Origin of the sequence: Bradyrhizobium cajani, assembly GCF_009759665.1 — a bacterium.
GTDB lineage: Bacteria > Pseudomonadota > Alphaproteobacteria > Rhizobiales > Xanthobacteraceae > Bradyrhizobium > Bradyrhizobium cajani.
Map to the genome: position 1 here is coordinate 185,420 of NZ_WQNE01000008.1, position 21,513 is coordinate 206,932.

At 65.1% G+C, this 21,513-nt stretch carries 19 protein-coding genes, 1 tRNA gene and 1 pseudogene; 13 read left to right on the plus strand and 8 right to left on the minus strand.

Features of this window, described 5'->3' with window-relative positions; all coding sequences use genetic code 11:
* Positions 1–107: 107 nt before the first annotated feature.
* Complete coding sequence (locus tag GPL20_RS13120; protein WP_309143220.1) at positions 108–1,169, minus strand: LysR family transcriptional regulator; 1,062 nt, start codon at positions 1,167–1,169, stop codon at positions 108–110.
* On the opposite strand from GPL20_RS13120, the gene GPL20_RS13125 reads away from it, so the two are divergent.
* The 4 genes and pseudogenes from GPL20_RS13125 to GPL20_RS13140 form a co-directional block, all read left to right on the plus strand.
* Positions 1,156–1,956 (plus strand): SDR family NAD(P)-dependent oxidoreductase, encoded by an 801-nt coding sequence (locus GPL20_RS13125; protein ID WP_157329882.1) that lies wholly within the window; start codon positions 1,156–1,158, stop codon positions 1,954–1,956. The two genes, GPL20_RS13120 and GPL20_RS13125, sit on opposite strands and share 14 nt — an antisense overlap.
* 62 nt (positions 1,957–2,018) lie before the next feature.
* Complete coding sequence (locus tag GPL20_RS13130; protein ID WP_157329883.1) at positions 2,019–2,552, plus strand: YkgB family protein; 534 nt, start codon at positions 2,019–2,021, stop codon at positions 2,550–2,552.
* 128 nt (positions 2,553–2,680) lie between these two features.
* Entirely contained in the window at positions 2,681–3,136 is a 456-nt protein-coding gene (locus GPL20_RS13135) for a carboxymuconolactone decarboxylase family protein (protein ID WP_157329884.1), read from the plus strand.
* Between the two features lie 44 nt (positions 3,137–3,180).
* A pseudogene (locus GPL20_RS13140) lies at positions 3,181–3,444 on the plus strand (alpha/beta fold hydrolase); the annotation flags it as partial.
* Positions 3,445–3,599: 155 nt separating this feature from the next.
* On the opposite strand, the gene GPL20_RS13145 reads toward GPL20_RS13140, so the two are convergent.
* Positions 3,600–3,674 (minus strand) — tRNA-Gln (locus GPL20_RS13145).
* Between the two features lie 257 nt (positions 3,675–3,931).
* On the opposite strand from GPL20_RS13145, the gene GPL20_RS13150 reads away from it, so the two are divergent.
* A complete protein-coding gene (locus GPL20_RS13150) occupies positions 3,932–5,710 on the plus strand; it encodes an acyl-CoA dehydrogenase family protein (protein WP_157329885.1) in 1,779 nt (592 codons plus the stop codon).
* A gap of 104 nt (positions 5,711–5,814) precedes the next feature.
* Here GPL20_RS13150 and GPL20_RS13155 read toward each other — a convergent pair whose 3' ends face one another.
* Positions 5,815–7,053 carry an MFS transporter gene (locus GPL20_RS13155; RefSeq protein WP_157329886.1) on the minus strand — a complete coding sequence of 413 codons (1,239 nt, stop codon included), beginning with the start codon at positions 7,051–7,053 and terminating at the stop codon, positions 5,815–5,817.
* A 264-nt stretch (positions 7,054–7,317) separates the two neighbouring features.
* On the opposite strand from GPL20_RS13155, the gene GPL20_RS13160 reads away from it, so the two are divergent.
* From GPL20_RS13160 to GPL20_RS13195, 8 genes are all read left to right on the plus strand, one after another.
* Positions 7,318–8,076, plus strand: coding sequence for an enoyl-CoA hydratase-related protein (locus GPL20_RS13160; RefSeq protein ID WP_157329887.1), 759 nt, complete (start codon positions 7,318–7,320; stop codon positions 8,074–8,076).
* Between the two features lie 153 nt (positions 8,077–8,229).
* Complete coding sequence (locus GPL20_RS13165; protein ID WP_157329888.1) at positions 8,230–9,882, plus strand: bifunctional metallophosphatase/5'-nucleotidase; 1,653 nt, start codon at positions 8,230–8,232, stop codon at positions 9,880–9,882.
* A 134-nt stretch (positions 9,883–10,016) separates the two neighbouring features.
* Positions 10,017–10,946: a histone deacetylase family protein gene (locus GPL20_RS13170; RefSeq protein ID WP_008551228.1), complete on the plus strand. Its 930-nt coding sequence runs from the start codon at positions 10,017–10,019 to the stop codon at positions 10,944–10,946.
* 73 nt (positions 10,947–11,019) lie between these two features.
* A complete protein-coding gene (locus tag GPL20_RS13175) occupies positions 11,020–11,271 on the plus strand; it encodes an exodeoxyribonuclease VII small subunit (protein ID WP_008132970.1) in 252 nt (83 codons plus the stop codon).
* A 587-nt stretch (positions 11,272–11,858) separates the two neighbouring features.
* Positions 11,859–13,787 carry a 1-deoxy-D-xylulose-5-phosphate synthase gene (gene dxs / locus GPL20_RS13180; protein WP_254125445.1) on the plus strand — a complete coding sequence of 643 codons (1,929 nt, stop codon included), beginning with the start codon at positions 11,859–11,861 and terminating at the stop codon, positions 13,785–13,787.
* A gap of 80 nt (positions 13,788–13,867) precedes the next feature.
* Positions 13,868–14,422 carry a nucleoside 2-deoxyribosyltransferase gene (locus GPL20_RS13185; protein WP_157329890.1) on the plus strand — a complete coding sequence of 185 codons (555 nt, stop codon included), beginning with the start codon at positions 13,868–13,870 and terminating at the stop codon, positions 14,420–14,422.
* 28 nt (positions 14,423–14,450) lie between these two features.
* Positions 14,451–15,185, plus strand: a complete 735-nt coding sequence (locus GPL20_RS13190; RefSeq protein WP_157329891.1) for a TlyA family RNA methyltransferase — start codon at positions 14,451–14,453, stop codon at positions 15,183–15,185.
* On the plus strand, positions 15,178–16,425 hold the full coding sequence (locus GPL20_RS13195) for a class I SAM-dependent RNA methyltransferase (RefSeq protein WP_254125446.1): 1,248 nt from the start codon (positions 15,178–15,180) through the stop codon (positions 16,423–16,425). The genes GPL20_RS13190 and GPL20_RS13195 overlap by 8 nt, the downstream gene beginning before the upstream one ends.
* 111 nt (positions 16,426–16,536) lie before the next feature.
* Here GPL20_RS13195 and GPL20_RS13200 read toward each other — a convergent pair whose 3' ends face one another.
* From GPL20_RS13200 to GPL20_RS13220, 5 genes are read right to left on the minus strand one after another with little or no spacing between them, the layout of a single operon-like run.
* Positions 16,537–17,388: an ABC transporter permease gene (locus tag GPL20_RS13200; RefSeq protein WP_157329892.1), complete on the minus strand. Its 852-nt coding sequence runs from the start codon at positions 17,386–17,388 to the stop codon at positions 16,537–16,539.
* Positions 17,389–17,390: 2 nt separating this feature from the next.
* On the minus strand, positions 17,391–18,239 hold the full coding sequence (locus GPL20_RS13205; RefSeq protein WP_157329893.1) for an ABC transporter ATP-binding protein: 849 nt from the start codon (positions 18,237–18,239) through the stop codon (positions 17,391–17,393).
* Complete coding sequence (locus GPL20_RS13210; protein WP_157329894.1) at positions 18,236–19,282, minus strand: ABC transporter substrate-binding protein; 1,047 nt, start codon at positions 19,280–19,282, stop codon at positions 18,236–18,238. The genes GPL20_RS13205 and GPL20_RS13210 overlap by 4 nt, the downstream gene beginning before the upstream one ends.
* 40 nt (positions 19,283–19,322) lie before the next feature.
* A complete protein-coding gene (locus tag GPL20_RS13215) occupies positions 19,323–20,537 on the minus strand; it encodes a CaiB/BaiF CoA transferase family protein (protein ID WP_157329895.1) in 1,215 nt (404 codons plus the stop codon).
* Positions 20,534–21,469 (minus strand): hydroxymethylglutaryl-CoA lyase, encoded by a 936-nt coding sequence (locus GPL20_RS13220; protein WP_157329896.1) that lies wholly within the window; start codon positions 21,467–21,469, stop codon positions 20,534–20,536. The genes GPL20_RS13215 and GPL20_RS13220 overlap by 4 nt, the downstream gene beginning before the upstream one ends.
* Positions 21,470–21,513: the final 44 nt, after the last annotated feature.

Here is a 21,513-nt window from a genome sequence, read left to right on the forward strand (position 1 = left end):
CCTTTGGCGCCTCAGCGCACATGGCTGCTCTCAGGTGAAGTGCGGACCTGGGTTGGTCGGCTCTGATCCGAGTCGGACGCTGAATAACATTGTCGACGTCGACACGGTCACGCGGGCTGTTTCGGCGGAGCTACGCCTTTTGGCAGGTTGGCGATGCGCGCCCTGAGGCGTGGCACCGTGAAGTCGAGAAAGGCGCGCAATTTGGCCGGCATGAAACGATTGGGCGAATACACGAAGCTGACAGGCTGCGGCGGCGGCTGAAAATCCTGGAGCAGCGGGATCAGTTCTCTGGATTTGATCGAGTCGGCGACGAGATATGAGAACGTCACGGTGATTCCGATGCCCGCGCGCGCGGCATCGCAGGCCGCCTCCAGATTGCTCGCAACGAAGCGGGACCGCACGGGCACCTCGTAGTCGGTCTGCTCCCGCTTGAATCGCCACACGGTTGGCGACTGCATTGGAGGATAGCTGATGCAGTCGTGCGCACAGAGATCGTCAGGCGTTTTCGGCGTGCCGCGGGATTTCAGATAGGCCGGGCTGGCGCAAGCCAGGCGGTGAATTTCCCCGACCCGCACGGCGATCAAGTTGCTGTCGGCGAGATCGCCGACGCGCAGCGCAACGTCGATGTGCTCGTCCAGGAGATTGAGGGTTCGATCCTGTAGATTGAGTTGAACGTCGATCTCCGGGAACGCCACCAGGAACTCCGCCAGAATTGGCTGCAGACACAACCGGCCGAGCGCGACAAGGGTCGTAATGCTCAATTCCCCGCGCGGCGTTGCGTATTCGCCGGATGCGGCGCGCTCGGCCTCGGCGACATCGGCGAGAATGCGCTTGGCCGCGGCCGCGTATGAGAGCCCTGCCTCCGTCGGGGCAAGCGCGCGGGTCGACCGGTTGAACAGCTTGGTGCGCAGGTCCGCTTCGAGCTCGGAAATTTTTCGGCTCACTGTCGCCAGCGGGATTTTCTGGCGGCGGGCCGCAGCCGACAGGCTACCGGTCTCCGCTACTGCCAACACGATCACCATGCTTTCGAAACGGCCCATGGGATTTTTCCATTTTTGGAAGGATGCATCTCTATTTTGCCAGATACCAATCAATTTCGGAAGGACATATCCATCACCGCGAGGCCACGAACCCGGCCGACCAACGGAGATGGAAATGACCCAGACCAAAGGCACTGCCCTCATTACCGGCGCATCAGCCGGCATCGGCGCGATCTACGCCGATCGTTTGGCCAGGCGCGGCCATGATCTCATTCTTGTTGCCCGCAACAGGCAGCGGCTCGCGTCGCTGGCGCGCCGCCTCGCCAACGAGACGGGCCGGAAAGTGGAGACGGTCGAAGCCGATCTCACGTCTCCGGCGGACCTGCGGCGCGTCGAGGACATTCTCAAGACCAATATCGGCATCTCGGTGCTGGTCAACAACGCGGGTGTCGGCGCAGCGGCTCCGCTGATCGCCTCCGACGTCGAGAAGATGGAAGACATGATCAACCTGAACGTTACCGCGCTGACGCGGCTAACCTATGCCGCAGTCCCTGGATTTGTCGCCCGCGGCAACGGCACGATCATCAACATTGCGTCGGTTGTCGCGATCGCACCGGAGGTGCTGAACGGCGTCTACGGCGGCTCGAAAGCCTTCGTGCTCGCATTCAGTCACTCGCTCGTTCACGAGCTCGCCGGCAAGGGCATCCGCGTGCAGGCCGTGCTGCCTGGCGCCACCGCCACCGAGTTCTGGGATGTCGCCGGCACGCCGGTGCATCAGCTTCCGGCGCAAACCGTGATGTCGGCCGACGATCTGGTCGATGCGGCGCTCGCGGGTCTCGATCTCGGTGAGACCGTGACCATCCCGTCGCTGCCGGACAAGGCCGAATGGGACCGTCACGAGACCGCTCGCCTTGCCATGACGAACAGGCTCTCGAGCGCCATTCCGGCCTCCCGCTACAACCTCGCTCGCGCGTGAATGCGTGAGACCCATCGAACCGCATATCCAATTGAAACCATGACCACGAAAGGGAGATGACCATGTCACGCATCATCACTCAGCCCCCCGAACCGTTCCTCCTACCTGGTACCGGCGTGCGGTGGCACGATCACGCCGAACGCCTGCTCACTTACGCAGAGCCGGTCAGCCGGGTCGGCCTCTACGTGTCGCTCGCGATCATCTACGCCTGGTTCGGCGGGATGAAATTCACCGACTACGAGGCCCAGGGGCTGGTGCCACTGGTGCAGAACAGCCCGCTGCTGAGCTGGTTCTACGCCCTGTTTTCGGTCCGCGGCTTCGCCACTTTCCTCGGCTTCCTGGAACTGAGCATCGGACTGCTGATCGCCCTCAGATTGGCAAGCCCGGTCTTCTCCGTCGCCGGCGGTTTTCTCTCGGCCGGACTCTTCGTCACGACCTTGAGCTTCATGTTCTCGACGCCGGGTGTCGTGGTGCCGGAACTCGGGGTGCCAGCAATCACGGTCGCGCCGGGCCAGTTCCTCCTCAAGGATGTCGGCCTGTTCGCCGCCTCCTTCTGGGTCTTCGTCGACTCGCTGAAGACCGTCGTTCGCAAGTGAGCCGAACAGCATCCTGCGAGCGGCCAGATTCGTTCCACGCCGCCAGCCGCAATGCGCGGCAAGCCTGCAAAGCAGCTGGCGGTGTGACCACCCCGGTGAAGTAACAATCGTCATCAAGGAGCACGGAAATGAGCAAGCGCCTCGACTACAACCAGATCGCCCCGGCAGGTGTGAAAGCCCTGGGCGGCGTCTACGGCTACGTCATGCAGAGCAATCTCCCTGCGATACTGGTCGACCTGGTTTATCTACGCGTGTCGCAGATCAACAATTGCGCCTACTGCCTCGACACGCACACACGCGACCTGCTCAAGAAGGGAGTGAAGATTGAGAAGCTCGCGCTGGTGCAGGCGTGGCGGGAAGCCGGCAATCTTTTCGACGCGCGCGAACGCGGCGCGCTCGCATGGGCCGAGACGGTGACGCGCGTCGCGGAGACCAACGTGCCGGATGAAGCATATCAGGCCGCCCGCACCGTATTCGAAGAGCGCGAGCTCGTGGACCTCACGATCGCGGTCGGCCTGATGAACGCCTACAACCGCATGGCAATCAGCTTCCGGAACACGCCGCAAGCTGCAATCGAGAAGTAAATCCAGACACGCAGGATGGTAACAACGTCGAAAGGATATGCACCATGTCACATCCAGTGAACGACGACGCGATCGACTTCTTCGAGATCGACGAAGATATCACGCTCAGACGAATGGTCCTGAGCAATTCGAACGCGAAGGGGACCGTTCTCTTCCTGCATGGATTTCCGGAGACCCTGTATGCCTGGAAGGACATTGCCAAGACTCTGGCTGATGATTACGAGGTCCACGCTTTCGACTGGCCAGGTTACGGCCTCTCATCGAGGCCAACGGTCGACAAGTTTTCCTATGCGCCAGAACCCAAGGCTGGCCGTCGATGAGGTTCGTGCCGCGTTCCTCCCGGCGAAAGATGTGGACAGCCATCTCGAAACACACCCTGTGCAGCAGCAGTGTGTCGCAGAGCTGTGCAGCAGCTCCCCAGCCAGGCCGGTTTCGTGAGGTATTTCAGGCTGAGCGGGCCGTCTGGCTGGGGCGGGAGGGATCGAACCTCCGAATGGCGGAATCAAAATCCGCTGCCTTACCGCTTGGCTACGCCCCAACAGGCGACTGACGGGATGGCGGAAGAACCGGCTACCGCGGATTCCCTCAGGTCGCTGCCGGTCTATAGGGTGCGGCCCGGCATTTCAACCGCTGGAGGGACAAAATACCACAGCCCGGGGACCGGCCGCACCTCACTCTATTATAGGACCGGGTGAAGGCCCCGTTCCGGGCCGGGGCTGTCCCGGCGCCCGGACGGTTGAGACCTCCGCCGTTTCATGGGAATACGGCGCCAATATTTGTTTACGGGAGTGAGCCATGACCTACCGCGCGCCGATCTCTGACATGCTGCTGTCGCTCAACCACGGCGCCGGCCTGAAAGCCGCGGTGGAGGCCGGCCATTACGGCGATTTCGACGCCGATATCGCGGCCGCCGTGCTGGAGGAAGCCGGCAAGTTCGCTTCCGACGTGCTGGCGCCGCTCAACAAGGTCGGCGACGAGCACGGCATCAAGCTCGACGACGGCAAGGTCACCACCGCGCCGGGCTGGCCGGACGCCTACAAGCGCTGGACCGATGGCGGCTGGAATGCGGTGTCCGGGCCGGAAGATTTTGGCGGCCAGGGCCTGCCGCTCGCGATCAACGCCGCCTGCACCGAGATCTGGAGCGCCGCCAACGTCGCCTTCGGCCTTTGCCCGCTGCTGACGGCCTCGGCGATGGAAGCGCTGGAGGCGCATGGCAGCGACGAACTGAAGAAAATCTATCTGGAAAAGCTCGTCACCGGCGAATGGACCGGCACGATGCAGCTCACCGAGCCGCAGGCCGGCTCGGACGTCGGCGCGCTGCGCACCCGCGCCGAAAAGCAGGCCGACGGCAGCTATCGCATCAAGGGGACGAAGATCTTCATCACCTATGGCGAGCACGACATGACCGACAACATCGTGCATTTCGTGCTGGCGCGCCTGCCTGATGCGCCGGCCGGTACCAAGGGAATCTCGCTGTTCCTCGTGCCGAAATTCATGGTGAACGAAGACGGCTCGCTCGGCGCACGCAATGACATCCATGCGAGCGGCGTCGAGCACAAGCTCGGCATGCACGCCTCCCCCACCTGCACCATGACCATGGGCGACCATGGCGGCGCGATCGGATTTCTGATCGGCGAAGAGAACCAGGGCATGCGCTGCATGTTCACGATGATGAACCAGGCCCGCCTCGGCGTCGGCCTCGAAGGCGTCGGCGTCGCCGACCGCGCCTATCAACAGGCCCTCTCCTATGCACAGGAGCGCAGGCAGGGCCGCGCCGTCGGCAACAAGGGCGACGGCTCGGACGTGATCTTCGTCCATCCCGACGTCAAGCGCATGCTGATGCGGATGCGGGCGCAAACCGCTGCCGCACGCACCATCTGCTATGCGACCGCGGTTGCGCTCGACGTCTCCATACGCGCCAAGGATTCCAAGGTGCGGGCTGACGCGGCCGCGCGCGCGGCGCTGCTGACGCCGATGGCGAAAGCCTATTCCACCGATGTCGGCAACGAGGTTGCCTATCTCGGCGTGCAGGTCCATGGCGGCATGGGCTTCATCGAGGAGACCGGCGCTGCGCAATATTATCGCGATGCGCGCATCACGGCGATCTACGAGGGCACCAACGGCATCCAGGCGATCGATCTGGTGACGCGCAAGCTTGCGGCGAACGGCGGCGCTGCGGTGTGGGCGCTGCTCGACGAGCTGTCGGCAACCGTCAAGCAGGTCGAAGCCTCCAACGATCCCGCTTTCGGCACCACGGGCACGAAATTGCGCGAGGCGCTGGAGGCGCTGACGCGCACCAGCAAATGGCTGCTGGAGCGCGTGACGTCGGCACCGAACGAGGCGCTTGCGGGCGCGACGCCGTATCTCCAGCAGTTTGGCGCGACGCTCGGCGGCTGCATGCTGGCCTCCGAAGCGCTCGCCGCGAAGGCGGTCGGCACCACGGACGCCGCGCGCTATGTCTCGCTCGCGCGGTTCTTCGCCGAGAACATCACGGTGCAGGCGGGCGCGCTCGAGCGCACCGTGACGGAGAGCGCGGAGTCGGTTGCCGCGGCGGACGCGGTGCTGCTGGGGTAAGGCTGGGAGCGTCGCGACATCGTAGCCCGGATGGAGCGTAGCGAAATCCGGGAAAGCCTCGCCGCGGAAACAGTGCTCCCGGATTACGCTGCGCTCCATCCGGGCTACGGGGCGACGACTTTCACCCGTCTCCCCGGCCGCCACAGCACGACACCCGCAGCCACGAGATCCAGCACCACGCACATCGCAAACGCCGTCGTGTAATTGCCGGTAAGACTTCGCACCAGGCCGACGAGGCCGGGACCGAAGGCGCTGACGATGCCGCTGATCGACGTGCCCAATCCCATCGCGGCTGCGAACGCGGCGCTGCCGATCTCGCGCTGGATGATCAAGGGCGGGAACGTGATCATGTTGCCGATCGAGAAGCCGTAGACGGCGCAGCACGCCAGCAGCACCATCGGGCTGGTGCTCTGCAGGAGCACGAACAGCGCCGCCGCCTGGCTCGTCATCGACGCCGCGCAGGCGAGCCGCGGATCGAGCCGGTCGACGAACAGGCCGAGCGACAGCCGGCCGACCACCGCCATCGCCGCCATGATGGTGACGGCGAGCCCTGCGGCGGAACGGCCGATCAGCGGTTCGAGGAACGTCACCTGGTGGATGATGAATCCCATCTGCGCAAGCAGCGCAACCGCGATCGGCAGCACCATGGTCCAGAACGCCGCGTTGGCGAGCAGCGCCTTGCGGGAATGCGCCGGCGCGGCCGTGCCGTCACCGGACGGACGTCCGCTTGAGGCCAGCGACCGCCCGGCGGGCCAGCCGATGAACGTCACGACCACCGGCAGCACCAGCACCATCATCGCCACAGTCGCCGCCAGCATGGCCGACCGGAAGCCGATGCTGCCGGTCAGCGACAGCAGCAGCGGAACGAGGATGATGCCGCCGCAGGTCGCGCCGTTGAAGGCGAGGCTGAGCGCGAGCCCGCGGCGCCGGTCGAACCAGGAGTTCAACACGGTCGCGATCACCACGGTGCCCATGCCGGTCCAGCCGACCGACATCAGCGCATAGGCGAGATAGAGCTGCCAAGGCGTCTGCATCAGCGCCAGCAGCACAGTCGAAGCGCCGAGCGCTGACAGGCCGCACAGGATCAGCGACCGCAGCCCGATGCGGGTGAGCAGATCGTCGGTGAAGATGACGAGGACGGAGGTCAGCAGAAACGAGAAGGTGCTGGCCGCGGAGACCAGCGTGCCCGACCAGCCATGGGCGCGCTGGAGCTCGACGAGGTAGACGCCCTGACCGTAGAGGCCAAAGCCGAACATGAAGAACGCCATCAGGAAGCAGGCCAGCACGACGCGCCAGCCCCGGTAGTGCAGCGAGGATTCGTCAACACCCGTTGCGGCAATCATCGGTCGGGCAATCGGCCAAAGGAAACGGTACCAAGTGTGATCGTGCACCACAACCCACGGTTTTTCAATTGAAACATTGTAGCCAATTGTTGCAGCGCGCAACAGCGCATGACGCACGATGTGGTCATGCGTCGTGCCGTCTGAGTCACGGGATCGGCACCGAAAAACGTTGAGCCAGCGCATTGGCACGCCTGCAGGATGATGTAGGCTGACGCTTGCGGTACCGGCCAACGGCAAGCGTCGCCGCGACCGCAGGGGGCTGTCATGCCGAATGGCAATATCGTCGTCAGCGAGGAGCGTGGAACGCGCGTGGTCACGCTGCGCCGCCCGAGCAAGAAGAACGCGATCACGCAGGACATGTATCGGGAGATGAGCCACGCGATCGACACCGCGCAGAACAATCCCGACATCCGCTGCATGATCATCACCGGCGGCTCCGGCGTGTTCACCGCGGGCGACGACATCGACGATTTCCTGAAGGCCGACGCCTCGCGTCCCGAGATGCTGTCGAATGGCGCCAAGTTTCTCTATTCGCTCGCCCTCAACGTCAAGCCGGTCATCGCCGCCGTCGACGGCGCGTCGATCGGCATGGGCACCGTGATGCTGTTCCACTGCGACTACGTGCTGGCTTCGACCGCGGCGACCTTTTCGGCGCCCTACATCCATCTCGGGCTCGTGCCGGTCGGTGCGGCCAGCCTCCTGATGCCGAACACGATGGGCTATCAGCGCGCCTTCGCGATGCTGGTGATGGGCCGCACCTTCTCGGCCGAGGAGGCGCACGCCGCCGGCTTCGTCAACACCGTGGTCTCACCCGGACATACCGAGATCGAGGCACGCAAGGTGGCGCGCGAGATCTGCCGCCTGCCGGCCGAGGCGGTCGCGACCTCGCGCAAGCTGCTGCGTGCCCCGCCGGAGGAACTCACCCGCCGCATCGACCAGGAAAGCCATCTGTTCGGCGATCGGTTGAAATCGGACGAAGCGATCGCCGCGTTCAATGCGTTCGCGAACAGACAGAAGCGGTAGCCCGTAATTCCGGGGCGCGCGCAGCGCGAGCCCGGAATCCATTCATCCTCCAACGCTGCCGCCCGATGGATTCCGGGCTCGCGACTTCGTCGCGCCCCGGAATGACGGCGAGAACTTCGTGAAATTTTCGCGTGGTGCGTCTAGTCTTGTTCCATGCGATATGCCTTCCTCATCCTAGCCGCCCTCACCTTCGCTCTCCCCGCCTCGGCCCAGACCGCCGCGCCGGTCGAGCTGCGCATGCTTGCGATCAATGATTTCCACGGCAATCTGCGGCCGCCGCCGGGCGGTATCCGCATCGGCGATCCCGAGGACAAGACGAAGAAGGTGATGGTGGCGGCCGGCGGGGCCGAATACATGGCGACGCTGGTGAAGCAGCTGCGCGAGGGGCACAGGAACACGATCTTCGTCGCCGCCGGCGATTTGATCGGGGCGAGCCCGTTCCTGTCGGCGATGTTCCACGACGAGCCGTCGGTCGAAGCGCTCTCGATGATGGGGCTTGCGATCAGCTCGGTCGGCAATCACGAGTTCGACGAAGGCAAGACCGAGCTCTTGCGCATGCAGAACGGCGGCTGCCATCCGGTCGACGGCTGCCAGGGACCGCATCCCTTCCTGGGTGCCAAATTCCACTATCTGGCGGCGTCCACCATCGAGACCTCGACCGGCAAGAGCGTGCTGCCGCCCTACGAGATCAGGGAGTTCGATGGCATCCCCGTCGGCTTCATCGGGCTGACGTTGAAGGGCACCGCGGGCATCGTGTCGCCCACCGGCATTGCCGGCCTCGAATTCCGCGACGAGGCGGAGACGGTGAATGCGCTCGTGCCGCAATTGAAGGCGCGCGGGGTGGAAGCGATCGTCGTGCTGATCCACGAAGGCGGCGAGCCCGCCGGCGACTACAACGAATGCCCGGGGATTTCGGGCCCGATCGTCGAGATCGTGAAGAAGTTCGACCGCGCCGTCGACGTCGTCGTCAGCGGTCATACCCATCGCGCCTATGTGTGCAACATCGACGGACGGCTCGTCACCAGCGCCGACAAATACGGCACGCTGGTCACCGCGATCGATCTCAAGCTCGATCCGGCAACGCGCGACATCGTCAGCGCCAGGGGCGAGAACGTCATCGTCGCCAATGCCTCGCTGGCCAGAGATGCCGAACAGACCGCGCTGATCGAGGCCTACGACAAGCTTTCAGCGCCGATCGCCAACCGGCCGGCGGGATCGGTGACGCAGACGCTGTCGCGCGTGCCGAACGAGGCCGGCGAGAGCGCGCTCGGCGACGTCATCGCCGACGCCCAGCTTGCCGCGACCAGGGACCCCGGAAATGGCAACGCCGTCATCGCGCTCACCAATCCCGGCGGCATCCGCACCGACATCGTTCCGAAGGAGAACGGCGCGATCTCCTTCGGCGATGTCTTCGCAAGCCAGCCGTTCCGCAACCGTCTCGTCACCATGACGCTCACCGGAAGCCAGCTCAAGGACATGCTGGAGCAGCAATGGCTCGATCCGAAGCGACCGCGGATCCTCCAGGTGTCGCACGGGTTCAGCTATGCCTGGGACGCGGCGAAGCCATACGGCGAACGCGTCATCGCCGAAAAGATGACGCTCAACGGCAGGCCTATTGAAGCCGGGAGCGGCTACCGCGTCACCCTCAACGATTACCTTGCCGTCGGCGGCGACGGCTTCACGATCGCCAAGCAGGGCACGGCGCAGCAATATGGCGGCTACGACGCGGACGCGCTGTTTGCCTTCTTTCGCGCGCACGGACCAATCGGTCCGCTGCCGCCCACCCGCATCCTTCGCGTCAATTGATCCAGCGCAAACGGACCGGAACGGGACCAACCCTTTGCCATTCCCGTCCCAACGCATAGATTGGAATTTGCATTGCGTTTTGGCGCCGGATGCGCCAACGACGTCGAGAGCCCGCATCCCATGAGGCCGACCTGATGAGCACGCTTCTCCTCTCCCACAAGGCCTGCCTCGACCACGTCACGCCGCCGGGACATCCGGAAAGGCCGGATCGCCTGCGCGCGGTGGAGGAGGCGCTGTCGCATGAGCGCTTCCAGTTCCTGGTGCGCGATCAGGCGCCGGAGGGCGATCTCGACCTCGTCACGCTCTGCCACAACGAGCATTACGTCACCGAGCTGCGCCACATCGCGCCGACCAGCGGCCAGGTCTATATCGACGGCGACACCTCGATGTCGCCGGGCACCTGGGAAGCAGTGATGCGCGGCGTCGGCGGTGCGGTCGCGGCGACCGAAGCGGTGATGGCGGGCGAGCATCGCAATGCCTTCGTCGCGGTGCGCCCGCCCGGGCATCATGCGGAGATCGGCAAGCCGATGGGCTTCTGCTTCTTCGACAATGTCGCGATCGCCGCGCGCCACGCGCAGCGCAAGTACGGCATCAAGCGTGCGGCCATCGTCGATTTCGACGTGCATCACGGCAACGGCACGCAGGACATCTTCTGGTCGGACCCGACCGTGATGTACTGCTCGACCCACCAGATGCCGCTGTTTCCGGGCACCGGCGCGAAGAGCGAGCGCGGCGACCACGACACCATCGTCAACGCGCCGCTCGCCTCCGAGGACGGCGGACCGGAATTCCGCTCCGCGTTCGAGAATCTGATCCTGCCGCAGCTCGAAAAATTCAGTCCCGAGCTGCTGATCATCTCGGCCGGCTTCGACGCGCATTATCGCGACCCGCTGGCCTCGCTGAACCTGCGCGCCGAAGACTATGCCTGGGTGACGCGCAAGCTGATGGACCTTGCCGACAAGAGCGCCGGAGGGCGCGTTGTTTCTGTGCTCGAGGGCGGTTACGATCTGCAAGGACTGAAAGAATCTGTTACGGCGCATGTCGGCGCCCTGATGGGCGCTTGAACGCCCGCCACATTACGCCCGCAAAACTCTGCTTCTTCTGCATATGAAGCGAATCGGGCAATCGGAAACGGATATGGCCGAAAATACCCAAGTCGACGTCTCCAGGCTCACCTTCGAGCGCGCGATCGAGGAACTCGAGACGATCGTGAAGCGGCTCGAGGACGGCAAGGTGCCGCTCGAGGAGTCCGTGACGATCTACGAGCGCGGCGAAGCCCTGAAGCGCCGGTGCGAGGAACTGCTGCGCCAGGCCGAGGCACGCGTCGACAAGATCACCACCGATGCCAGCGGCCAGGCCACCGGCACGGCGCCGCTCGACGTCCAGTAAGGACCGCGCTTCAGAGCCGCCCGTTTCAGGCATCACACGGTCGCAATTTTTTCATGATCGCACGGCGATCTCAGGCTCCGAGGCCGGCTCGCCAGGGACGGGATCGAGAATTTTCCCGCGCGAGGGCCTCTCGCCTCGCGAATCCGGCCAAAATGGCCTCCCTCTGGCCCAAAATCCCGGCGAGGAATTCGGCAAGTCTGGAACCCTTCCGCCGGCGCCACGATTAACCACCCTGGCCCGCCAGTTGCACCTGCATACCCGGAATCGGCCCGGCGGGTTGGCTTTGGCCAAAGGTTTGGTGTAAAGCTGCGCGGAGTGTGGCTTTTTGCAAGCCTTGCGTGGGCACCGATTCCCGACGGCAAGCGCTTCAAATCGCTGATGAAATTGGTTGGGACGGACGAAGCCGATCTAAGTGACAGGGATCACAGAGACTGAACCGGAGCGCACCTAAGCTCACCTAAGCTTGAAGACGGGGCCCTGCCCCATGCAGGTGGCTCCGACGGTTTGAGGACTCGCGCTGCGCCGATATTGTGCAAACCCATCGCGCGCCGGAATGACCTTCCGGCGCTGACAAATTGGAAATCGCCGTGAACGCATACAGTAAGACGCCGCTTCTCGACACCATCCGAACGCCGGAAGACCTGCGCAAGCTCAAGATCGAGCAGGTCCGTCAGGTTGCCGACGAGCTGCGGCAGGAGACCATCGATGCCGTCTCGGTGACCGGCGGTCACTTCGGCGCGGGTCTCGGCGTCGTCGAGCTCACCACCGCGATCCACTACGTCTTCGATACGCCGCGCGACCGGCTGATCTGGGACGTCGGCCACCAGGCCTATCCGCACAAGATTCTCACCGGCCGGCGCGACCGCATCCGCACGCTGCGCACCGGTGGCGGCCTGTCCGGCTTCACCAAGCGCAGCGAAAGCGACTACGATCCGTTCGGCGCGGCGCATTCCTCGACCTCGATCTCCGCCGGCCTCGGCATGGCCGTCGCGCGCGACCTCTCCGGCGGCAAGAACAACGTTATCGCAGTGATCGGTGACGGCGCGATGTCGGCGGGCATGGCCTATGAGGCCATGAACAATGCGGGTGCGATGAACTCGCGCCTGATCGTCATCCTCAACGACAACGACATGTCGATCGCGCCGCCGGTCGGCGCCATGAGCGCCTATCTGTCGCGACTCTACTCCGGCAAGACCTATCGCACGCTGCGCGATGCCGCCAAGCAGATCAACAAGCGCCTGCCCAAGATCATCGCCAACCGCGCCAACCGCGTCGAGGAATATTCCCGCGGCTTCATGATGGACGGCGGCACGCTGTTCGAGGAGCTCGGCTTCTACTATGTCGGCCCGATCGACGGCCATAACCTCGACCATCTCCTGCCCGTGCTGAAGAACGTCCGCGACATGGAGACCGGCCCGATCCTGGTCCACGTCGTGACGCAGAAGGGCAAGGGCTACGGTCCGGCGGAAGCCTCCGCCGACAAGTACCACGCCGTCGTCAAGTTCGACGTCGCGACCGGCACCCAGGCCAAGGCCAAGCCGAACGCGCCGGCCTACCAGAACGTGTTTGGCCAGAGCCTCGTCAAGGAAGCTGAGAAGGACGACAAGATCGTCGCCATCACCGCGGCGATGCCATCCGGCACCGGCGTCGACATCTTCAACAAGGCGTTTCCGGACCGCACCTTCGACGTCGGCATCGCCGAGCAGCACGCGGTGACCTTCGCCGCCGGTCTTGCCAGCGAAGGCTACAAGCCGTTCTGCGCGATCTACTCGACCTTCCTCCAGCGCGGCTATGACCAGATCGTGCATGACGTCGCGATCCAGAACCTGCCCGTCCGCTTCGCCATCGACCGCGCCGGGCTCGTCGGCGCCGACGGCGCGACGCATGCCGGCTCGTTCGACAATGCCTATCTCGGCTGTCTGCCGAACATGGTGATCATGGCGGCGGCCGACGAAGCCGAGCTCGTGCACATGGTGGCGACCCAGGTCGCGATCGACGACCGTCCGAGCTCGCTGCGCTACCCGCGCGGCGAAGGCCGCGGCATCGAGATGCCCGAAGTCGGCGTTCCGCTCGAGATCGGCAAGGGCCGCATGATCCGTCAGGGCAGCAAGATCGCCCTGCTCTCGTTCGGCACGCGTCTGGCCGAATGCGAGAAGGCGGCTGACGAGCTGGCCGCCCACGGCCTTTCGACCACGATCGCGGACGCGCGCTTCATGAAGCCGCTCGACACCGAGCTGGTGCTCAAGCTCGCCCGCGACCACGAGATCCTGATCACGATCGAGGAAGGCTCGGTCGGCGGCTTCGGCTCCCATGTCGCGCAGTTCCTGACCGACCAGGGCGTGCTCGACACCGGCATGGTCAAGTTCCGCACCATGGTGCTGCCCGACGTGTTCCAGGATCACGACACGCCCGCCGCGATGTACGGCCGCGCCGGTCTCGACGCCAAGGGCATCGTCGCCAAGGTGTTCGAGGCACTCGGCAAGGACGTGAAGGCCGAGACGGTCAAGCTGGCCTGATCTATCGCGGCACACGCCGAACTCCACCTCTCCCATAGGGAGAGGTGTTGCACCGCGCTTGGCGTTCAGCAGGTCACTCCATGAAAATCTATCTGGCAGGCCCCGACGTGTTCCTGCCGGATGCGGTCGAGGTCGGCCGGCGGAAGGCCGCGATCTGCGCCGCTCACGGGCTCACCGGCCTCTACCCCCTCGACAACGCCATCGACCTCACCGTGCCCGATGCTTCGCGGCAGATCTTTTGCGGCAACGAGGCGATGATGGAGGCGGCCGATGCCATCATCGCCAACCTCACCCCGTTCCGCGGCGCCGGCGCCGATCCCGGCACCGTCTACGAACTCGGCTACATGGCCGGCCGCGGCAAGTTTTGTCTCGCCTACTCCAACGACGGCGCCGTCTATGCCGACCGTCTCAGTCGTTCCATGGACGTCAGGTCCGAGGACGGGCGGCTGGTCGATCCACAGGGGCTCACCGTCGAGGACTTTGGCCTCCCCGACAACCTCATGATGATCCATGCACTGGAGCTGCACGGCTGCCCGCTGGTGACACCGGCCACGATGCCCGTCGACATCTGGCACGATCTGGCCGCGTTCGAGGCTTGCGTCCGGATGGCGGCTGCGCGATTGATCGCTACATAAGCACGACAGTCGTGCCCATGAGAGCGTGATGTCCCCTCCCCGCAAGCGCGCGGATGTTCTGCTGGTCGAGCGCGGCCTGTTCGAGAGCCGGGCCCGGGCGCGCGCGGCCATCGAAGCCGGCCTCGTCACCGCCGATGACAAGCCGGTCGCCAAACCGTCTGAGACGATCGCCGAGGACGCGGTGATCCGGGCCGAGCCCGCGCATCCCTATGTCTCGCGTGGCGGCGTCAAGCTCGCCGGCGCGCTGGAGCGCTACCCGATCGAGATCGAGGATCATGTCTGCCTCGACGTCGGCGCCTCCACCGGCGGCTTTACCGAGGTGCTGCTGGCGAACGGCGCCAGCCTGGTGTTCGCCATCGATGTCGGCACCAGCCAGTTGCATCCCTCGCTGCGCGGTCATCCCAAGATCGTGTCGATGGAGGAGACCGACATCCGCTCCTATGACGGCAAGCGGCTGCCGGCGCGCCCCGACGTCGTCGTCATCGACGTCAGCTTCATCTCGCTCAAGAACGTGCTGCCCGTGGCGCTGTCGCTGGCTGCCGCGCCGATGAGCCTGCTGGCGCTGATCAAGCCGCAATTCGAGGCCGACCGAAAGCACAACAAGAAGGGCATCATCCGCGACGCCGCCGTGCACCGGGAGATCTGCGACGACATCGCGGCGTTCGCGGCCTCGCTCGGCTGCACCGACATCGAGGTGTTTCCGTCATCGATCACGGGCGGCGACGGCAACGTCGAATTCTTCCTGGGCGCGCGCCGTGGTTGAGCGCCTGACGATCGACCATGTCGGCCATCGCGGCGACGGCGTCTGCCTCGACGCTGGCGACGCCATCTACGTGCCCTATGCGCTCGGCGGCGAGACCGTCGAGGTCGACCATGTTGCGGGCAACCATCCCGACCGCCGCAAGCTGCTCGCGGTGGACGTCGCAAGCCCCGAGCGCATCGACCCGTTCTGTCCGCATTTCGGCGTATGCGGCGGCTGCGCGATCCAGCACTGGGCGGCAGCGCCGTATCACGCCTGGAAGCGCGGCCTCGTGGTGGAGACGCTGGCGCAGGCCGGCGTCGATTGCGAGGTCGCGCCGCTGGTCGATGCACATGGCGCCGGGCGCAGGCGCGTCACGCTGCACGGCCGGTTCGGAACGCATGACGTTCTCAAGGTCGGCTTCTCCGCAACGAGTTCGCACGACGTCATCCCGATTCATCGCTGCCCGATCCTCGATCCCGCGCTCGATGGCGCGCTCGATGCCGCCTGGGCGCTCGCCGAGCCGCTGACGACCCGGATGCCGGTAACCAAGCCGCTGGACATTCAGGTCACCGCCACCACCAACGGCCTCGACGTCGACGTGCGCGGCTCCGGGCCGCTGCCGACGCCGCTCGTCACGGCGCTGTCGCGCGTCGCCGAGCAGCACCGCCTGGCGCGGTTGACGCGGCATGGCGAGCTGGTGCTGCAGCGCCTGCCGCCGACCGTGCGGATGGGCCGCGCTGAGGTGACGCTGCCGCCGGGCTCGTTCCTGCAGGCAACCGTCGCAGGCGAAGAGACACTGGCTTCGCTGGTCGCCGAGCGCATCGGCAAGGCCAAGCACGTTGCCGACCTCTTCTGCGGCGTCGGACCATTTGCATTGAGGCTCGCCGAGAAGGTGCGCGTCACCGCCTATGACAGCGACGCCGCTGCCATCGCCGCGCTCGTGAAAGCCGCGCGCACACCGGGCTTGAAGCCGATCAAGGCCGAACCGCGCGACCTGTTCCGCCGCCCGCTCGTGCCGCAGGAGCTACGCGACTTCGACGCCGTGGTGTTCGATCCCCCGCACCAGGGCGCGCAGGCGCAGGCGCTGAAGCTTGCCGCAAGCAAGGTGCCCGTCGTGATCGCGGTCTCCTGCAACGTCGCAACCTTTGCCCGCGACGCGCGGCTGCTGATTGATGGCGGCTATCGCCTGGAGGCGGTGGTGCCGGTCGATCAGTTCCGGCATACGCCGCATGTGGAGCTGGTGGCGCGGTTCAGCCGGTGACGTCGGGCCGTTAAAGCGCGATGAGATCAGGATGAATCGTCATCGCGCTTTCGGTTATTGTTTGAGCATGATCTTTTCGGAAAACCGCTGCACACTTTTCCGGATCATGCTCTACGCCGACGGCTCGAATTGCGGCTGCCACCGCAGCAGGTAGGATTGCAGCGAGCGCACCGCGATCGCGAGCAGGATCCCGACGAACATCATGACGAAGATGGCGACCATCATCTCGCTGGCATTGGCGCGTGCCTCGGCTTCGATGATGAGCTTGCCGAGCCCCCGCTCGGCGCCGATGAATTCACCGACGATGACGCCGATCAGCGCAAAGGATACGGCCGGCAGCAGCGAGGCGAACACCCAGGCGAGCGCGGACGGGATCACGACCGTGCGCAGCACGGTGAATTCGCTGGCGCCGAGCAGACGGGCGGCGGCGATCTGGTCGCGGTCGACCGCGCGCGTTCCCTCGAAAGTGTTGAAGAACACCACGAAGAAGACAACAAGCCAGGCCGTGGCGATCTTGGAGAGATCGCCGAGGCCGAAGATCAGGATGACGAGCGGCACCAGCGCGATGCGCGGGATCGAATTGAGCGCCACGATGTAGGGCCCGAACACGCGGGCCAGGAAATCCGAACGGCCGAGGATCAGGCCAGCCGCGATGCCGCTCGCCGAGCCGAACAGAAAGCCCCACCAGGTGTTCTTCAGGGTGACGAGCGTGGCGAGCCACAGATTGTTGTCGTTGCCCGTGACGCAGGCGGTGAATCCACCGGCATCGGCAAAGCAGCCGAGCCGGAGAAAGCTCTGCCAGATCAGCGTGGGCTTGGCGACGAAATAAGGATCGAGGATCTTCGGCACGTAGGCCTTCGGCAGCAGCGCCTTGCTCCAGTCGAAGCCCCACTGCCAGATGACGAGAACGGCCGCGAGAATGGCCAGTTGCCAGAAGAGGATGACGGCGCGGCTGTTGGACATGGTCAGTCGGCCCTGGTGCGGCGGAATTCTTCGCCGAGGGAATGCCAGATGTGGGAATAAAGGCGACCGAACTCCGCGGTCTCGCGCACGGCGACGGGATCGCGCGGACGCGGGATGGCGACGTCGAAATCTTCCTTGAGACGCCCGGGCCGCGCCGAGAGCAGGATGATGCGGCTCGCCAGCGTCAGGGCTTCGCCGAGATCGTGCGTCACGAACAGCACGGTCTGCCGCTCGCGTTCCCAGATCTCCAGCAGCGTCTTGTGCATCTCGAGCTTGGTGTGGGTGTCGAGCGCGCCGAAGGGCTCGTCCATCAGCAGGATCTCGGGCTCCAGGATCAGCGTGCGCATCAAGGCGACGCGCTGGCGCATGCCGCCGGACAGCATGCGTGGAAAACTCTGCGCAAAGCCCGAGAGCCCGGCCTTCTCGACGGCCGACGCGACGCGCCCGGCGCGCTCTGCCCTAGGCAGTCCCGCGATCTCCAGCCCATAGCCGATGTTCTGCTCCACCGTTCGCCACGGGAACAGCGTATCGCGCTGGAAGACATAGCCGACCCTGGGGTTGACCTTGCCGGTCTCGACCGTGTCCTCATCGATCAGGATACGTCCGCCCGAGCGCGGCAACAGCCCCGCGACCATGTTGAGGATGGTGCTCTTGCCGCAGCCGGATGGACCGAGCAGCGCGACGAATTCGCCCTGCTTGACCTCGAAGGACACGTCATCCACCGCCACGAACTCGCGGCCGGACGCGTTGAAGCGCTTGGCAAGACCCTGCACGGCAATGCGCGTGCGCGCCGCTGCCGTTTCACCCTCGTCGCGCGCGAGCGCGAGGCCCTGGCCTGGCGCGGCGATCATTTGTATTTCGCCCTGGCCGCCTGGAGGAAGCTCATGTCGACGACGTCCTCGTATCTGGTCTCGGGAATGTCGGTTCCCTTGCGGTACCAGGGCTTGGCGCCGCGTTCGAACGCGGGCTTGTCGATGACGCCGTCATAGGCCCAGGTCGATTTGTCGAAGCCGAGCTCGGCACTGACTGCATCGGGGTCGATGCCCGAGAAATATTTCGGCGTGACCAGCGCCTGCACCTCCGCGAGCGGTGTCGCCTTCACATAAGCCATCGCGCGGTAGATCGCGTTAACATAGGCCTGCACCATCGCCTTGTCCTGCTCGACCGTATCCTGAAGCGTGTAGATGACGAGCACGGGCAGCGTCCCGCCGAAATCCTGCTCGAACACGCCGGGTTTTGACGTGTCGTAGATCGTCCTGCCAAAGCCCTTTTTCTCGACCTCGACGATCCAGCTCGGCGGCGCCATGATGGCGTCGAACTGCTTGGTCTGGAGCGAGGGGAACATCGTGTTGGTCCCGCCGCCCGCGACCCAGTTCACCTTGGCGCCGAGCCCGCGCGCTTCGAACACATAAGTGCCGAACACCCAGGTGCCCGATCCGATGGCGGTCGCGGCGACGATCGGCTTGGCGCCGTCCGCCCGCTTGTAGTCCGCGAGCTTCTCGACCGAATTGATGCCGCCGTCGTAGAGGTCCTGCCGGACCATGATGTTGGCGTAGGAGCACACCATCTCGGTCGCGAGCAGGATCTTGCAGGGCTTGCCGCGCGCACCGAGCTGAAGCGGATGGCTGGCATCGCCATGCGCGAACAGCGCTTGCCCCGCCGCCAGCGTCTGGCGACCGAATGTGCCGGCATTGCCGGTGACGAGCTTGGAATCGAGCCCTTCATCCCTGAAGTACCCCTTCAGCTCCGCGATCATGCCGATGGCATAGACCGGCGACACCGGCCCGAAGGCGAGCGAGACCTGCTTGGTCTCGGCGCGCAACTGCCCGGGCAGCAGCGATGCGCCCGCCCATGCGGAGCCCGCGATCAGCGCCCGGCGCCTGGTAATGCTCATATGCTCCTCCCTTGTTTCTTTGTTCGATTGCGCCGGTCGGTCAGGACGGCGCGACCTTGATCGTCCCTGCCTGTCGCAGCGTTTCGATTTCCGTCGTTGACATGCCGATCTCGCGCAGGATCTCGCCGCTGTGCTCACCGATCTCCGGAGGATCGTAGCGATTGGGCAGGCGCCTTCCGTCCATGGAGATCGGCAACAGCGGTGTCCTGGCCTCGCCGCCGTCGGGCAGCCTGATATCGGTGAGGCCGCCCGACTGGTTGAGATGCGGATCATCGAAGAGATCACCGGGCTTGTTCACGGGCGCATAGGGCAGATCGAGCTGCTCGAGGCGCGCGGCGAGATCGGCCTTGTCCCATTGCCTGAAGATCTTCGCGATCTCGGGGATCAACCAGCCGCGATGGTCGACGCGGTCGTTGCTCGTCGCAAAGCGGGGATCGCCAAGCCAGGCTTCGCGATCGAAGGCACGGCAGAACGCCTCCCATTGCTCCTCACCGACGATGGTGACGAACAGCTTCGAGCCGTCCCTGGTGTCGAAGAGATCGTAGACCGGCCACGGGCTGTCCTTGATCGAATACGGGACCGAGGGCTGGCCGCTGACCACCTCGCACATCATGGCCTGCGCCATCAGGAACACGTTGTTCTCGTAGAGCGCACTCTGGATGTAGCGGCCGCGGCCAGTCCGCTGCCGCTCGGCGAGTGCAGCCTGGATCGCAATCACGCCGAACATGCCGCCCATGACATCGTTGACCGAGGCGCCGGCGCGCATGGGACGGTCGGGCAGACCGGTCATGTAGGCAAGGCCTCCCATCATCTGCACGACCTCGTCGAGCGCGAGACGGTTCTCGTAGGGGCCAGGCAAATAGCCCTTGAGCGAGCAATAGATCAGACGCGGCGCAAAGGCCGCGACGCTCTCATAGTCGAGGCCGATCCGCTTCAGCAGGCCCGGCCGGAAGTTCTCGATCAGGACGTCGCTGCTCTCGATCAGCCTGCGTGCGATGGCCTGGCCTTGCGCGGTCGACGTATCCAGCGCGATGCTGCGCTTGTTGCGGCTGTAGGTCGCGAAAAAGCCGGCGGCGGGCCCCTTGAAGTACCGGGTGCGGTCGCCCTTGGGCGGCTCGACCTTGATCACGTCGGCGCCGAGATCGGCGAGGATCAGGCCGCAGCTCGGCCCCATCACCATCTGGCTGAACTCGACGACACGAAGGCCGGCCAGCGGGCGAAGCTCCGATGCGGTCTCACGCACGGCCATGGTCATGCCGCGCTCCGCAGGACCTTGGGGACGCCGGCCTCGTGCAAATGCCCGGTCAGATGTTTCGCCGGGATATGGCGGGCGAGAATCTCGCGCGTCTGCATCAGGCGGTCGAGGTCGATGCCGGTGGAGAGCCCCATGCGCTCCAGCATGAACACGAGATCCTCGGTGACGATGTTGCCGCGCGCACCGGGAGCAAAGGGACAGCCACCGAGGCCGGACACCGCGGCGTCGAAACGGCGGATATCCGCTTCGAGGCCGGCGACGGCATTGGCAAGGCCCGCACCGAGCGTGTCATGCAGGTGCAGTCGCAGCGGCATTCGCGGCCCGACCTCGCGGCGCACGGATGTGACGATCTGCCCGATCGATTTGGGGGTCGCATATCCGACGGTGTCTGCAAGCCCGATCTCGTCGGCGCGAGCCTCGGCAAAGGCGCGCGCAACCCGGCACACGGCAGCCTCGCTCACCTCGCCTTCCAGCGAGCAGCCGAAGGACGTGGAGATCGCGCCCATCAGGAACGGCCGCTGGTCCGCCGGACGGGCGTCGATCGCGGCGCGGACCGCGCGAAACCCCTCGATCTGCTCGTCGACCGAGCGACGCACGTTGGCGCGGTTGTGCGTCTCGCTGGCCGAGATGACGAAATAGACGGCGTTGACCCCGGCGCCGATGGCGCGCTCGGCGCCCTTCGGGTTCGGCACCAGCGCGCCGATGGTCGCAGACTTGTGTGTGAGCGCATGCGCGATCACCGCATCGACGTCGGCGAATTGCGGCACGACCTTTGGCGGGACGAACGATCCCGCATCGATCTCGGTTACGCCGGCGGCGGCGATCGTGTCGATCAGCGCGCATTTGGCTTCGGTCGGAACGAAAATGTCCAGGTTCTGGAGACCATCGCGAGGAGCAACCTCGCAGATGTGGACATCGGGCGCACGCGCCATCTTGGGCTCTCCCTGATCGATTGTATATTGTTGCATAAAAGAAC